Origin of the sequence: Magnetococcus sp. PR-3, from assembly GCF_036689865.1 — a bacterium.
In the GTDB taxonomy this organism is placed as follows: domain Bacteria; phylum Pseudomonadota; class Magnetococcia; order Magnetococcales; family Magnetococcaceae; genus Magnetococcus.
The window spans coordinates 55,324-69,932 of record NZ_JBAHUQ010000014.1; the positions used below are offsets into that span (position 1 = coordinate 55,324).

General features: G+C 47.9%; 12 protein-coding genes and 1 tRNA gene. 9 read left to right on the top strand and 4 right to left on the bottom strand.

Features of this window, described 5'->3' with window-relative positions:
* Positions 1–9 precede the first annotated feature (9 nt).
* The 3 genes from V5T57_RS09745 to V5T57_RS09755 all read left to right on the top strand — a co-directional run bounded on the left by V5T57_RS09745 (position 10) and on the right by V5T57_RS09755 (position 2,469).
* Positions 10–417 carry a gamma-butyrobetaine hydroxylase family protein gene (locus V5T57_RS09745; protein ID WP_332891013.1) on the top strand — a complete coding sequence of 136 codons (408 nt, stop codon included), beginning with the start codon at positions 10–12 and terminating at the stop codon, positions 415–417.
* Positions 418–1,097: 680 nt separating this feature from the next.
* Positions 1,098–1,173, top strand: a tRNA-Glu gene (locus tag V5T57_RS09750).
* 555 nt (positions 1,174–1,728) lie between these two features.
* Positions 1,729–2,469 (top strand): hypothetical protein, encoded by a 741-nt coding sequence (locus tag V5T57_RS09755; RefSeq protein WP_332891014.1) that lies wholly within the window; start codon positions 1,729–1,731, stop codon positions 2,467–2,469.
* Between the two features lie 344 nt (positions 2,470–2,813).
* Here the strand turns inward: V5T57_RS09755 and V5T57_RS09760 are convergent, their stop codons facing one another.
* The gene (locus tag V5T57_RS09760) at positions 2,814–2,945 is read right to left on the bottom strand and encodes a hypothetical protein (protein WP_332891015.1); all 132 of its coding nucleotides are present in this window, start codon (positions 2,943–2,945) and stop codon (positions 2,814–2,816) included.
* A 327-nt stretch (positions 2,946–3,272) separates the two neighbouring features.
* Here V5T57_RS09760 and V5T57_RS09765 point away from each other — a divergent pair, with 327 nt between their 5' ends.
* The gene (locus V5T57_RS09765; protein ID WP_332891016.1) at positions 3,273–5,138 is read left to right on the top strand and encodes a SulP family inorganic anion transporter; all 1,866 of its coding nucleotides are present in this window, start codon (positions 3,273–3,275) and stop codon (positions 5,136–5,138) included.
* A gap of 378 nt (positions 5,139–5,516) precedes the next feature.
* Positions 5,517–5,861, top strand: a complete 345-nt coding sequence (locus V5T57_RS09770) for an LON peptidase substrate-binding domain-containing protein (protein ID WP_332891017.1) — start codon at positions 5,517–5,519, stop codon at positions 5,859–5,861.
* A 6-nt stretch (positions 5,862–5,867) separates the two neighbouring features.
* On the opposite strand, the gene V5T57_RS09775 is transcribed toward V5T57_RS09770, so the two are convergent.
* Entirely contained in the window at positions 5,868–6,992 is a 1,125-nt protein-coding gene (locus tag V5T57_RS09775) for a GGDEF domain-containing protein (RefSeq protein ID WP_332891018.1), read from the bottom strand.
* Positions 6,993–7,135: 143 nt separating this feature from the next.
* Positions 7,136–8,404 carry an HD domain-containing phosphohydrolase gene (locus V5T57_RS09780; RefSeq protein WP_332891019.1) on the bottom strand — a complete coding sequence of 423 codons (1,269 nt, stop codon included), beginning with the start codon at positions 8,402–8,404 and terminating at the stop codon, positions 7,136–7,138.
* 261 nt (positions 8,405–8,665) lie between these two features.
* Here V5T57_RS09780 and V5T57_RS09785 point away from each other — a divergent pair, with 261 nt between their 5' ends.
* The 3 genes from V5T57_RS09785 to V5T57_RS09795 are packed head-to-tail and all read left to right on the top strand — an operon-like array spanning position 8,666 to position 11,238.
* A complete protein-coding gene (locus V5T57_RS09785) occupies positions 8,666–9,370 on the top strand; it encodes a hypothetical protein (protein WP_332891020.1) in 705 nt (234 codons plus the stop codon).
* Positions 9,371–9,379: 9 nt separating this feature from the next.
* Complete coding sequence (locus V5T57_RS09790; protein ID WP_332891021.1) at positions 9,380–10,663, top strand: M48 family metallopeptidase; 1,284 nt, start codon at positions 9,380–9,382, stop codon at positions 10,661–10,663.
* Positions 10,660–11,238: a hypothetical protein gene (locus V5T57_RS09795; protein WP_332891022.1), complete on the top strand. Its 579-nt coding sequence runs from the start codon at positions 10,660–10,662 to the stop codon at positions 11,236–11,238. The genes V5T57_RS09790 and V5T57_RS09795 overlap by 4 nt, the downstream gene beginning before the upstream one ends.
* A 265-nt stretch (positions 11,239–11,503) precedes the next feature.
* Here the strand turns inward: V5T57_RS09795 and V5T57_RS09800 are convergent, their stop codons facing one another.
* Positions 11,504–12,853 (bottom strand): DEAD/DEAH box helicase, encoded by a 1,350-nt coding sequence (locus V5T57_RS09800; RefSeq protein ID WP_332891023.1) that lies wholly within the window; start codon positions 12,851–12,853, stop codon positions 11,504–11,506.
* 340 nt (positions 12,854–13,193) lie between these two features.
* Between V5T57_RS09800 and V5T57_RS09805 the strand changes: the two genes are divergently transcribed.
* On the top strand, positions 13,194–14,603 hold the full coding sequence (locus V5T57_RS09805) for a multiheme c-type cytochrome (RefSeq protein WP_332891024.1): 1,410 nt from the start codon (positions 13,194–13,196) through the stop codon (positions 14,601–14,603).
* Positions 14,604–14,609 lie beyond the last annotated feature (6 nt).

Consider the following 14,609-nt stretch of genomic DNA (forward strand, 5'->3'; position numbering starts at 1 on the left):
GTAGTGAAGATGGATTTGAATCAGACCCAGTTTGGCGCCTCGCACCTACCTACAGAGATTCGTCAGATCTCAGCGGAGAAGGTGTTGGAGATCACCTGGGATAATGGTAAGAAGTCTCGTTTTACCATGGAAGCACTGCGGGTGTTTTGCCCCTGTGCTGACTGCCGTGGTCATACACCGGATCAAAAAAAGCTCATTGATGGCAAGTTGGATGTCACCATCACCGATATTGAGCCCGTTGGTCACTATGCGGTACGTCTAGGCTTTTCTGATGATCATGACAGTGGTATTTACGATTGGGAACTGCTGTATGATCTTGATGAGAATATGGAAGTCTACTGGAAAGGCTATGAGGCAGAGCTGCAGCAGGCTGGTAAACGCCGCCGTCCATCGGTTTTTGCCATTAAGTCTGTCTAACGTGACAGCTTTTAAATCGGTATAATCTATGATCCAAAGCCCTTTAAAGGATCGTAAGATCTTAAGTCGATACACAAAGCCCTGTTGCTGTGGCTGGGAAGCTCTTTTTCCTTTTCACGGCCGCAGGGCTTTTCTGTTTTTATAAAGACTCCAGGGGTAGATCCTAGCGATTGAAAGGGTAGGGGGCAAAACCATCAGAGTGAACCCTGTTTTAGGTTAGATCGTTTTAATCGTGGTGGTAAGTCGCGAGGCATGGTGTAAGCAGCAGCTTGTTTTTTTCATCCCTGTGATTGGGGGTTTGTTGTTCATAAGGCAACAAGGGGTCCTTGTGTTTAAATGATAGCCTTATCGATCAGCTGATCGTTATGCAAGCCGGTGCAGGTTCCAACCCATGGGCAGAGATGAGCTTGAATAAGCGATCAGCACCTAGAGCAGATTTGAACACTGCACAGCTTAGGATTTCTTAGGGGCCTGATCATTTTGGCGTACGCTCTCTATGGGTTATAAAAGGGGAGGAGGGGGCCTTTTGGCGATTCACGACGGTTGCTTATAGGGGGCCGCTCGATGGGGTCGTGATCAGGGGTTTTTTATAGGCGTGGCATTTTTGTGAGAGCATGGTGAAAAAAAGCGTTGCATCTGCCCCACTGAGTGCGCTATAAACTGGCCCACGGCATACCAATGTCCCGTTCGTCTAGGGGCCTAGGACACCGGCCTTTCACGCCGGTAACACGGGTTCGATTCCCGTACGGGACGCCATATATTAAAACGCTGTCTGCCCCGACTGGCGTTTTGCACAGATAGCCCCAAAAGGGCGTGTGCCTTAACGGCCTGCTGATAACCTCAGCAGGCCGTTTTGCATGGTGGGTGATTCTCCCTGTATCCTTCCATTGTTTCATATGCTCTCTCCTTTTGTGGTTCTTATGCGTTTGGTTTAAGCCTTCTCACCTGACATACAATCGTTGTGACGCTGGAATTCTGCTGAGTTTGAACGCTTATAGGCGAGCTGCCCTGTGAGCATCTCTGCTCATCTTGCCCTATCTGTATCATGTGTATCTTTGTGCGCTGTTAGGTTGGGGGCATCGTTTAGGAGGGGGCTATTTAGTGGGGAAAAGAGGTGGGTTTGTGCGTTGGTCGGCTCGGTTAACCGTAGGAGAAGATCGGTGGAAGACCCCGCTCTTTTTAGATGGCCTCTGCCTAAGCATCGAATCATTTTTCGTAGGATCGTTGATCTGCCCTAAAAAACGGCATGGGTTGTGCTTTTATTGGATAGGTGTGTGTTGCACTAAGCGTCTTTTCAATGGGAGATAAGCCATGAGTTTCCAGATCCAAGCCTATCAAATCTCTAGTGTTTCCTATAGCCGTTCGGTTTCAATGAATCGTGTGGGGCAGGTGGAAAAATCTGCCGCTATCTCCTATAGCCAGACGGAAATAATTGCCTTCTCTGGGGATTCTCGTTCCATGCAGGCCTTGGATGCACTCTATGAAGAGCGGGATGCACTTTTAGAAAATAACCTCAGTGCCAAAGATATGCGTAACATTGACCACGCTTACGACCGCTTGCAGGAGATCTTCTCCAGCTTTGACCTCTCTGATGCCCAGCAAGAGGAGGGAGATGCTCTGTTTGATTCGTTAGATACCGCCTTTAACCAAGCACAGTTCTTTATGCCACCTGATGTGAAAAGTCGGGTAGAGAGCCTTAATGAAGAGATCTCAGCCATGGAAGAGATGCTGGATGAGATGTTTACACTTAGCGAAGAACAAGAAGGACAGTTGGTGGCTTGGCAGCACGAGCAGAGTGAAATTTTACTGGCACAATTAAGCGCGACACAGAGTGAGTCTATTGAATCACTCAACCAACTGCTTAAAGCCCTGTTTGAAGAGCTCTCACCGGATGATGAGCAGCAAAGTGAGATTGATGAAATCTTTGCCATGCTCGATGCTATGTTGGGGCGTGCTTTTGAACAGATGAGCCCTGAACAACAGGCTCATAAGGCGGTGATCGATGCAGAAATTAGCCAGCTTGAGAGCCAAACTGAAGAGATGGCTGCTTAACATATTTAGATTACAGCGCGCACAGGCCCATCTGAAGATGATTCAGGTGGGTTTTTTTATGGTTATAAACGGATCTCGATAGTGTTGAAGCAAGATTACCCAAGGTCTCGCAAGGAGGGGGCTACTTAAAATTCGCTTGGTTGATGATCCGTTTGATCGAGAAACCAAAGGTTCGTAGAGCAAGCATGTTGAAGAATAGAGGGCTTTGGAACGTTGATGGTAAACCTACTGTGCGGTAGAAAATGGCTATGTGTGTGGAGGGGATGAGATGCGGTGGGCGATGCAGAAGGGGGGGCTGGAACTGCGAAAGTGAACGCAGTTCCAGCACTACCGATGGAATGCTCTTAGGAGAACAGGCCGATCAGAAAATCACCCAGGAAGGTAGAGAAACTTACCATTCCAATGCCGATGACAACAATCGTCCAGGGCAGATAGTCGCTACCAAGCTTGTTTAAGAGACCTTGTTCCTGTTCCATAAGAAGCTCCAGTTCTGGATATAACTCGTTTATTAGAAGCTGTTAATATACAGATCGGACAAATTAAGTCAACTGATCATTTAGTCCATTGATAGGCATCATCATAAATGGCGATAAAATGAGGGGGGTGATGCATAAATGAGCACACTTTTATCAATGCGGGGTATTCATGAATAGTGAGTAAAAAGTTGTATGAATCCAAAAAGTTACAAATACAAATTCGTTACACTTTTAAGGTGGTGAAACCCTGGCTGTAGGCGTAGAGTGCTTTCCTCTCTTCTCAGGCTTTCTGTCTGATTTATTTTTTTATTAAGGATAGCTGGCACCATGTCCGCCTCCCAAAACACCTCAGCTTCCACCACGCTGGATAGCAAGACAGCGGATCCTCGACCAAACACGCAGCAGCGTACAGGTTGGTTACAGCGCTTACCCAAATTTCGACTGCCCAAATGGCTGCGCACGGCCAATGGCGAAACCATTCGTCAAGACTGGCTGGCCGGGTTAACTGGTGCTGTGGTCGTGCTTCCTCAAGGGGTTGCTTTTGCAGCCATTGCGGGTTTGCCCCCTCAATATGGTCTTTATACCGCGATGGTACCTGCGGTGATCGCGGCTTTTTTTGGTTCCTCCCATCATCTTATATCTGGGCCAACAACGGCTATTTCCATTGTGGTTTTTGCGACGTTAACACCGTTGGCGGAGCCAGGTAGTGCGCTCTACATTAGCATGGCCCTAACTCTGGCTTTTATGGCAGGGGTTATTCAGTTTGGGTTAGGTATTTCAAAGTTGGGCGGGTTGATCAATTTTGTGTCGCACTCGGCGGTGGTGGGGTTTACCTCAGGGGCGGCTTTGCTGATTGCAACCAGCCAGATGAAACACCTGTTTGGGGTAACGGTTGAGGGAAGCAGCTCATTTGTACATACCTGGGAAGCCTTAATTGCGCAGATTTCCTTTATCAACCCGTATGTGCTCTCAGTGGGGTTGGTCACATTGGGGGCCTCCATATTGATTAAAAAAATTCTCCCCAAATGGCCAGATATGCTGTTGGCAATGATTATCGGTAGTCTGTATGCCGCAGGGCTTGGGGTTGAGGCTCATGACATTACCTTGGTGGGGGCCATCCCTGGCCAATTACCACCTCTCTCCTCCCCTGATTGGGATCTGCATATGGTTCGGGAGCTGGCTTCTGGTGCCTTGGCCATTGCTCTGCTGGGGTTGATTGAAGCGGTTTCTATTGCCCGCTCTGTTGCCTTAAAGTCAGGGCAAACCATTGATGGTAATAAAGAGTTTGTCGGGCAGGGGCTATCAAATATTGTGGGTAGTTTTTTCTCTGCCTACCCTTCATCAGGCTCTTTTACCCGTAGTGGCGTTAACTACCGAGCTGGGGCAAAAACCCCTATGTCCGGTATTTTTGCCTCGATTATGTTGGTCATTTTGGTGCTGGCGGTGGCCCCTTTGGCTGCCCATCTACCCATTGCGGCCATGGCTGGTATTATCTTAAAAGTGGCTTTTAATCTGATCGATTTTCACCATATTAAAAAGATTGGTGTGGCGACCCGACCTGGGCTTATTGTGATGTTAGTCACCTTTGTGGCAACGCTGCTTCTGGAGCTGGAGTTTGCCATCTATATTGGCGTGTTGCTCTCTTTGATGTTCTACCTTAACCGGACCTCTCATCCCAAAGTGGTCACCCGGGTGCCAGATCCTGCTTCACCTTGGCGTATGTTTGTGACCGACCATACGCTACCTGAATGTCCACAACTGAAGATTTTGCGGATTGATGGTTCCCTTTATTATGGTTCGGTACCCCATGTTGAAGAGAAGCTGAAAGATCTTTTGGAAGATCCAGGGCATCAGAAAAACCTGTTGATCATTGGAAGTGGTATTAACTTTACAGATCTATCAGGGGCAGAGTTGTTGCTTCGGGAGGCCATCCGCCGTCGGGAGCAGGGGGGGCATCTGTTTCTGTATGATGTTAAAGAGCAGGTGTGCGGTATGTTCAAGCGGAGTGGGTGTATACGGACCATTCGTGAAGATCATGTTTTTCGCTCTAAAACCCAGGCGATCGGTACCATTGTGGATACCTACCTTGACTCGTCGCACTGTGAACGTTGCCCGGCTCAGATCTTTCTTGAGTGTCCCAATGCTGTTAAAGCAGAACAAAAGATTGCGCAGCCCGTCGCTGTTCCCCCTTAATCTTGGAGAGGTCTAGACTAAGGGTTGATGGGTTGCGCGGTTTTAGGCGGGTTCAGCATACACCATGGTCAGAGGCAAGCATTTACATATGCGTTGTGTCTTCAGGCTCTTCTTTAAGTAGCTCGCCAGTTAAGCGTGCGCCTATCGCTCTGTGTTGTGTATTGCTTTCATAACTGGTTTGCATAGGTGTCGTTAAGATTATCTTTAAACCGACGACTTAGAAGGCTGATATTCTCTGTCGTGGCTGCTGTGCTACCACGAGCAAAGATGCTATGAGCGAGAAGGGTGTGAGGAAACTTTGCGGAATAACCCGGCTCTGAAGAGGGAAGGCATGTTAACGTACTCTTATTAGAGATTGGTGTGGTCAGAAGGAGGGGTATGTCAATGATGGAAATTCCACTTTTTCCACTGCATGTGGATCTACAGCCTGGACAGAAGCTGCCACTGCGTATTTTTGAACCCCGCTATTTAAATATGATCAAACGGGTGGCGGGTAAAACGGCTGCCTTTGGCATTGTGCCCATTATCGAAGGTAGTGATGCAGGGGCGATCCCACTTATTGAAGAGCGGGGAACCCTGGTCACCATTACCGATTTTCAGAAAATGCCCGACGGCCTTTTGGGTATTACGGTATTGGGGGAAGGGCCCTTTAAAATCCACCGTACATGGACCTTGGAAGATGGCTTGCTCATGGGGGAAATTTCTACAGTGGCCAATGCCTAACGGGTATTAATCATGGGCAACAACGCAATTACGCCCTTGTTGTTTGGCGGCATATAGGCGTGTATCTGCAATTTTAAGATAGCGGTCCATGGAGCAGTCTGCTTCAGGGATTTTTGAGAGCAAGCCAATGGATGTGGTCATTTTGTCGGATACAGGGCTCTGGATATTGGGGATGCCTGAAGATTCAATGGCCGCACGAATACGTTCTGCAAACTCTACCCCGCACTGTTCACCCTGATCTGCTACCAGCACACTAAACTCCTCTCCACCAAGGCGGAAAGCATAGTCACCAGGTCGACGGCAGATCTCAATTAAAATCTCTCCCACCTTTTTCAGCGCAATATCCCCTTGCAGGTGGCCGTAATGATCATTGAGTTTTTTAAAGTGATCAATATCCAGCATAATATAAGAGAGAACACGTTGCTCACGCTTGGCCCGGCGTAACTCCTGCTCAAAGACTTCATCAAAATGGCGCCGATTGAATAGGCCGGTGAGCTGGTCGGTTACCGCTTGCTCTTCTAACAAACGGTTGGCTTCCCGAAGTTGAGCCTCTGCTTTTTTTCGTTCTACCCGTTCCCGCATCAGTTCCAAGGTGCGCGAAGAGAGCCCGTCATACATATTCAACACGGTATCAATTAAAACCCGTGCTGATCCGCTCATCTCTTCATCTGCACGAAGTTTAGCGGTTTCAAAGTCACAACCCGCATCCATATAGTGGATGACATGGGCCATGCGCTTATCGCTATCAATAATATGAAAAGCCAACCACCGGATCAAAAACTTCACCACATGTTCTAGAATAACCCGCAGAGGTTTATCCCCTTGCTCGGCTTTTAATTCTAAAACTTTGGGTAAAAAAGATTCATGGGTTTCACAATGTAGGGCCAACCAACGGTCATCACCAAATTTAGAAGCCCAAATGGCCTCTTCTGAGTCAAAGTGGTATTTGGCATAAACAGCCAATTCATCAAAAATACGGGAAAGTTCCACAGGGTTATCGTGGACAAGGGCATCGGTCAATTGATTGAGCATCAGCACAAGAGTTTTGTGCTGGTCATCCACCTGTTGAATGCCAGTTTCAAAATTCTCATTCCAGGGGAAGACATCAAAATTGTCCAGATGTTTGTTCATGCAGCAGGGTCCTTCAGGTCTACTAAAGCCAAAAGTGGGGCGTAGCATACGGTTTTCATGCGTAAAAGAACAGAAAAAACACAAAAAAAATGGAGAAATAAGTTTTTTAGAGATTTTAGGTGAATGTTCTATTTATACAGGTATTAAGCAGGGTTGTTATGAATCCGGTTAATAAAGGAAATGTAGCCACTGCGAGCTTGCTCTTGGGCCATTTCCCGATATTGGTTAATGGCTTTATAATTCTCCATTAGAACGCGGGTAATGCGGATATCCAGCTCACCCTTGTCCACCATATCACAAAAAATTTGGCGAACACTCGCTTCATCCATCCCCTTACGGTAGGGGCGATCTTCGGTCAGAGCTGTAAAGATGTCCGCCACACTGATGATACGTCCGATCAGAGGTATTTGAGCACCAGGAATAGAGTAAGGGTAGCCGCAGGCATTGAGTTTTTCATGGTGGTAGGCACAGAATGTTTTGATGCGGTCAATGCCTTGAATAACATCAAGAATTTTGTTGGTATAGTAGGCGTGTGCCTTAACCCTTTCAAACTCTTCAGGTGTTAACGTGCCATTTTTTTCAAGAATTTGATTGGGAATAGCAATCTTACCCACGTCGTGCAGCAGGCCAGCGGCTTGAATTTCAATACACTCAACCTCAGAAAAACCGATGATCCGAGCGATATACTCAGCTGTTGCCGCGACACCACTGGAGTGGGTAGAGGTAAAGCGACTTTTAAAGTCCACCAAATGTGCCATCAATTGCGCATAAGCGACCAAAAGTCCGGCGTCAAATTCAATTTCAAAACGTTTGACCTGCTGTTTTAAAATCCCTGGCAGGTCAGAGGACCATAGATCCAGCCAGAAGTCGTCCTGCTCAATTAAGCGACGATAGGCGTGAACCAGCTCTTTGGGATAACCTTGGCCAACCAGTTCATCCAGCCGGGTTCGTACATCTTGGCGCTGTTCAATCAGGTTTTTTTCTTCGCGGATGAGTGGATCCACCATATCAGCCAGATTGAGAATTTGTGACTCAATGGGGATATGCTCCGCAAAGGGGTGTCCGGCTTGAAAGCTGTGGTGATAGCGTATGATCGGCGCATAGGCACCAAAGATGGCATCCTCTTTTAACAAGTGGTAGCCAATCAGGGCATGGCGATCATCCCGGGCATCCAGCAAAGCGGCATCGTCGGCATGTTCTTCGTAGAGAATACCGATATCATGCAACATACCAGAAATTAGACAGTTAGCTTCAGTCTGCCGATCATGGCGCAGAGAGCGGCTGATGCGAAGAGCCGCATAAGCTACCCGAACATGGTGGGAAACAATGTGTGGAAAGGCGTAATCCAGGGCTTTGGATATGGATTGGACAACATCAAAGAAGTCCACTTTTGGGGCAAAAGTTTGGTTCATGTTTCCCAAATATTGGTAAAAGGCCAGCGCTGTTAAGATTATGGTGTATTGGCGTGTTGCTGACAATGGATCATCTGTTCAATGAGATGATGTGCATCCCAAGAATATTATGTCACATAAATATGTTACTAAGTGTCTGTTTGTTTAGGTTTGTATTGCAAAACTTTTTATGTTTTCATCAAGAAACTTTTTTATAAGGGTGGCCTTTGTTGCCCTCAAATAGGTGTTTACCCCTCACTAAACATTACTGGATTGAGTGATATGTTGCGTAAAAACCACTTTTTATCGGCTTTTATACTGTTGTCCATCTTTCTGGGTGGCTGCACCGTACCTAAAAAAGTATTGGTTGATTCAAGTGTTGTAAGCTCTGATAAGACCTTGTTGATGATGCCCATGGATGTTGAGCTTTATGAGATCCAAGCTGGGGGCGTACAAGAGCCCAAAGCTGGGTGGACCCAGCAAGCCAAGCAAAATCTTGATGCTGCGATACGCGATTATGCATCATCCCGCGGCCTGCGTATCCAAACCATGCCCACCGATCTGGCCGTCAATGCTTCAGAAGATATGGTGCAAATGCAAAAACTGCATGCACAGGTTAACCAAACCATCTTTTTGCATAACTATACGGCCTTTCATCTTCCCACCAAATATGCCGACCCTGACTGGGTGGTTGGGGATTACAGCAAGAAACTTAAAGAGCTGACCGGGGCCGATTATGGTCTCTACCTTCATTTTAGAGATTCCTTCTCTTCCAGTGGTCGTTGGGTGGTTTTAATTGCCGCCGCCGCTGCAGGTGTGCATCTACCGGGTGGAGCACAAATCTCGGAGGCTTCCATGGTTGATCTAAGTAATGGTCAAGTGGTATGGCACAGTCGTTTGGCCAAAGAGTCTGGGGATCTTCGCAAAGCAGACTCTGCTGCTCAGTCGATTCAGGAATTAATGGATAACTATCAGCAACAGCAGTAGGGGGTGCGCGTGGTTAAACCATTACGACTCTCTCTATTGTTGGTGGTCGCTCTACTTCATGGCTGCGCAAGCACGGATAATCCACAGGTTGTGGCCGATGCCTTTCAACACGCTGGGCAGGTCAAAGGGTCTGATCCCATACATATCCCCTTGGTTAAAACAGAGGGGGGGGCGGATAAAGGGATTGATGCCTACCAGATAGCCAATTTGAAACCCGATGAAAAACCCGCTAGGGATACCATGGAGGGTGGGCTTTGGATGGCGGTGGAAAAGGTTGAAGCGTCTTATAAGACGTCAGGTAAAATCATCAATCATGATGCGCTTAATCAGTATGTTCAGGGTATCTCCTGTCGTTTGGCCGGGCGCTATTGTGCCAATGCCCGTGTCTACCTGATGCGGGTACCCCACCTCAATGCCACCATGATGCCTAATGGGGCCATGCAGGTCTGGTCTGGGTTGTTGTTGCGGGCACGCAATGAGGCCCAGTTGGCTGCTGTCATTGGACATGAGCTTGGGCACTATCTACGTCGCCACTCTCTCCAACGTATGAAAAGCACCATCGATACCTCGAACGGTATGATGGTCTTGACCCTGGCGATGGCGTATGGCGGGGTGGGTAACTATAGCAGCGTTGTTTCTCTTATTGGCAATTCCTCTTTGGCGGCCTATGGGCGGGACCATGAGCGTGAGGCGGATGGCTATGGCCTACGCTTAATGATTGAAAGTGGGTATGACCCCAGAGAGGCGCATAAAATTTGGGAGAATGTTCTAAAAGAGCAAAAAGCGGATAAAGAAAACCGCGTGCACTTTTCCATTTATAATAGCCACCCACCCTCAGCAGAGCGACAACACTCCCTGGAGAAGCTGGCCACAGATTATACCCGCACACATCGGGCAGGGGAGGTTGGAACAGAGCGATATGTGCGGATGCTACAACCGCATATTATGGACTTTATCCGGGATGAGATCGATCTGGGTAACTTTGATCGAAGTACTCAGCTGTTTGAATCCATGGCTGAAGATGACTTTTTTAAAAAGCAGGCCTCCTATGCACAAGGGGAACTTCTTCGCTTACGCGGGGAAAAAGGGGATTATGAAAAAGCCCTGGCCTTGTATCGAAAAAGCATCGCTGATGATACCGAATTTTCTGAGGCACACTTGGGGTTAGGGATGGTGCTTCGTCGTCTTAAGCGTCATGATGAAGCAAAATTAGCCTACCGAACTTATTTGCGTCAGCGCCCTGAGGCAGATGGTGCAACCTTTATCCAACGTTATTTGGGAACACCGAAATGACTCGTTTTACCTTAAAAAAAACCTTATTAGCCCTGCTTGTATTGCCCATCTTACTCAGTGGTTGTGTGGGATATAAACTGGTCAAGCAAGGCGAGGTCAAAGAGAGTGATGGCTTTAAATTAACGGCTGCTGGTCATGATTGGAGCATGATCAAACTTGCAGGAAAAAGACAGTGGACATTTGATGGCGCCAGTCTTCAGCGTATTCAAACCCTGCCTGCAATATCCTCTGGCAAGGACCTTTCAAACGAAAAGACCGATGACACAGGCATGGCCTTTGACTCTGCCATGAGTGAGCTTGAAATTATGGAGTTGTTTGTCCGTAGTTTCAAACCTGCCTATCACCAGCTAAAAACCCTTAACCTGTTCCCTGCCAAGTTGGATGGGCATGATGGGTTTGAATTCGATTTTACGTTTAAAAATGCCAAAGGTCTAGATTATCAAGGTGTTGCCCGTGGTGCAGTGGTGCAAGAAAAACTCTATTTGATTTTCTATGTCGGAACCCAAGTACACTATTTTAAAGCTCATGAGCAGCAGGCCCGAGAAATGATCAACACAGCTAAGATCAAGCTCTAAAAATTGATTCTAGCGGAGTGGTCGATCACACGTTAGCGATCCTTAATGACAATACTCAGCCCCAGTCTTAACTGACTGGGGCTTTTTTGCCCCACACAATCAGCATAAGAAGTGATTTCGCAAGCTACGTCATCTCTAAGCCCATAGCCAAGGAGGCTTGGTTATAAGCTAGGCTGTTTAGTATCCCTGAAGAGCCATAAGAAAAAGCCCCAGCCTAATGGGCTGGGGCTTTTTGCACATGCTTTATGCCACCGTAACGTTGGTTTTAAGCGGCATTTCCGCGGTTGCTTTGGCCACCACTATTGCCTTTACCCCCACCGCTACGACGGCGGTTGCCACTGCCGCTGCGTTGTTGGCTTTTACTACCGGTTCCTGGGTTTCCACGTCGGTGTCCACCACCGTTACGGCTACCGCCACCACCGCCATGTCCACCACGACGGTTGCGTACCGGTTTAACCGGATCGGCTTTGGCGACCTCTTCACTGTGGAAGCTATGCTCTTCATCCACCGGAACAGATTGGCGAATGGTTTTTTCAATATCGAGTAGGTAAGCCCGCTCTTCAGCATCACAGAAGGAGATCGCGTGGCCGTCGCGTCCTGCTCGTGCGGTACGACCAATCCGGTGAACATAGCTTTCCGACTCATTGGGTAGGTCAAAATTGATCACATGACTGACACCGGCGACATCAATACCTCGTGCGGCAATATCTGTGGCAACCAGTACTTTTAACTTACCTTTACGAAAGCCGTCTAGTGCGCGCTCTCGTGCACTCTGTGACTTGTTGCCATGAATTGCTGCGGAGGCAATCCGGTTTTTATCAAGGTACTCTGCAACTCTGTTGGCGCCATGTTTGGTGCGGGTAAATACCAGCACTTGATCAATGGGCTCTCGCTCCAGAACATCTTTGAGCAAGGGGCGTTTGTTGCGTTTATCAACAAACAACACCTTCTGGGAGATACGCTCTACTGTGGTTGATTCAGGCGTAACCTCAACCTTGGCAGGGTTGTTCAATAGCCCTTCAGCCAGCTCTGCAATATCTTTGGGCATGGTGGCTGAAAAGAGCAGCGTATGACGCTTGGGCGGAATGGCTTTAATGACGCGGCGGATGTCATGGATAAAACCCATGTCCAACATGCGATCAGCCTCATCCAGCACAAAGACCTGTAGTTGATCCAGACGCAAATGCCGGTCGCCCATTAGATCTAATAGGCGGCCAGGTGTGGCGACCAGAATATCGACACCGCGGCTCAGTGCTCTAATCTGTGGTTGTTTGCCAACCCCACCAAAAACCACGGTGTGGCTGGTTCGCATATGCTTACCGTAGGTAGCAATACTGTTACCGATCTGAGCGGCCAGTTCACGGGTGGGGGTTAAGATCAGAGCTCTGGGTGCTTTAGGGGTGGGGCGCCCTTTAATATGGCTCAACTTATGGAGAATAGGCAGTGTAAAGGCTGCGGTTTTCCCGGTTCCGGTTTGAGCAATACCCAGCAGGTCACGTCCATCCATCAGATGAGGAATGGCTTGAGCCTGGATCGGTGTTGGCGTGGTATAACCGGCTTGGCTGAGTGCATTAAGTAGAGGTTTTACAAGTTTCAAAGAGGCAAAATCGGACACGTGGGACCTTTCAACAACGAGATTAAGCGCTTTAACCGAACGCCGCGCTCTCCCCCGAAGATGATGTCAATTTGCGTCCGGTGCCGGATCATCCTCTTTGAAGAAAGGAAAGTCAAGAAAAAGTGACAGCTCTATGATCGAAGAGGTGGAAAAGAGGTGACAGAGTGGCAGATTGTTTATGATAGCCAGTTAATCTGGTAGACTTTTATACATTATGACAATTGGTATGATTGGATCTGCATCTGTCCTGGTTTTGTATGGTTTTTGTAAGAGATTGATTCTAGGTGGCTAATATGTGTTGGGTGGCTCTTAAAATAGTTGTAAAGAGGAGGTGCATGGTATGAAAAAACGTGTGCTGATCTGGGCCAGCTTTTTTTTGATTCTGTTTCTGGGCTATTCACTCTATCTGCATAAAGATACGGGTGATCAGGCTACCTATATGACTTCGCAGAGTTGTGCAAACTGTCATAGTGAGCACTATCAATCCTGGCACAAGACGTTACATCCGATCATGTTTCTACCGGTAACCGACCCCAGAGCTAAACTGCTGGGGGATTTTGCATCCGGGGACCCTGCTGTTACCTTTAAACCAGAAGATGTTGAGTTTGTTGTGGGTAGTAAGTGGGAGCAGGTCTATGTTCGTCGGATAGAGGGTGAGTATTACCCGCTACCTGCCAAATGGCTGGTGATGCAAAAACGTTGGGTACCCTACAAGGTTAAGGACTGGAAAGAGACCCCCATGTCCTACAAATGCAATGGCTGTCACACCACAGGGTTTGATCCAAAAACCACAGAATTTAGTGAGTTTGGCATTGGGTGTGAAGCGTGTCATGGCCCGGGCAGTCTGCATGTTCAACATGAGCAATTGGAACATAAAAAGGTCTGTCAACTCTGTCATGGTACACCGGAGCATCCAGACATAGACTCGAACGGACATCATATTATCACCTCTGTTGCCCCCTCGGTGTGTGCCCAGTGTCATAATCGCGGCACCAGTAGTGAGTCGGCCAGTGATGGTGGTGCCCCGGTAACCTTTAGTTTTCCTACCCAGGCGACCCCAGGTGGGGATATGGGGAAAAACTGGCAAGCATTGACTAAAAAACAGGATAAAAAGGGTAAATATTGGTGGGGGCAAGGGGTCAGTAAAAATCGGCATCAGGAGTATGCGGATTGGAACCAGTCTGGTCATGCCAATGCGTTGAAAAATCTCCATGCCAACTATGTCGAAGGTGGAGACCGTGGCAAACTCTCAGCAGAGTGCTTGCACTGCCATGCCACCGATTACCGTTTGGCTAAAGAGGGGATGAAACCTAACCTGGAGCAGGCGCGTCATGGAGTAACCTGTGTGGCATGTCATAACCCCCATGGGTTTGATAAAAAGGTTTCCTCTATGCATACGGATGGTACAGCCCCCTGTGCGGATTGTCATATTGATAGTATTGCCCGTGTTATTCAAACCAGCAATGGTAAGCATACCCCTTGTCCAACCGGTGTTGTCGGCTGTGCGGATTGCCATATGCCACGTATTGTTAAAACAGGTGGTTTTTTCAGCCTTCGTAGTCATGCCTTTCGTATTATCCCACCTGAAATCAGTACTCTGGAGGAGATGCCTAACTCCTGTCAAAATGGAGGGTGCCATGAAGATCGTTCTCTACAGTGGGCGGATAAGGCCTTTAAAAAACACTATATTGAATATGATCATCAGGTTGGTGACATAACGAACAGTCCCACAACTTCTTTAAAACCGTGATGGACT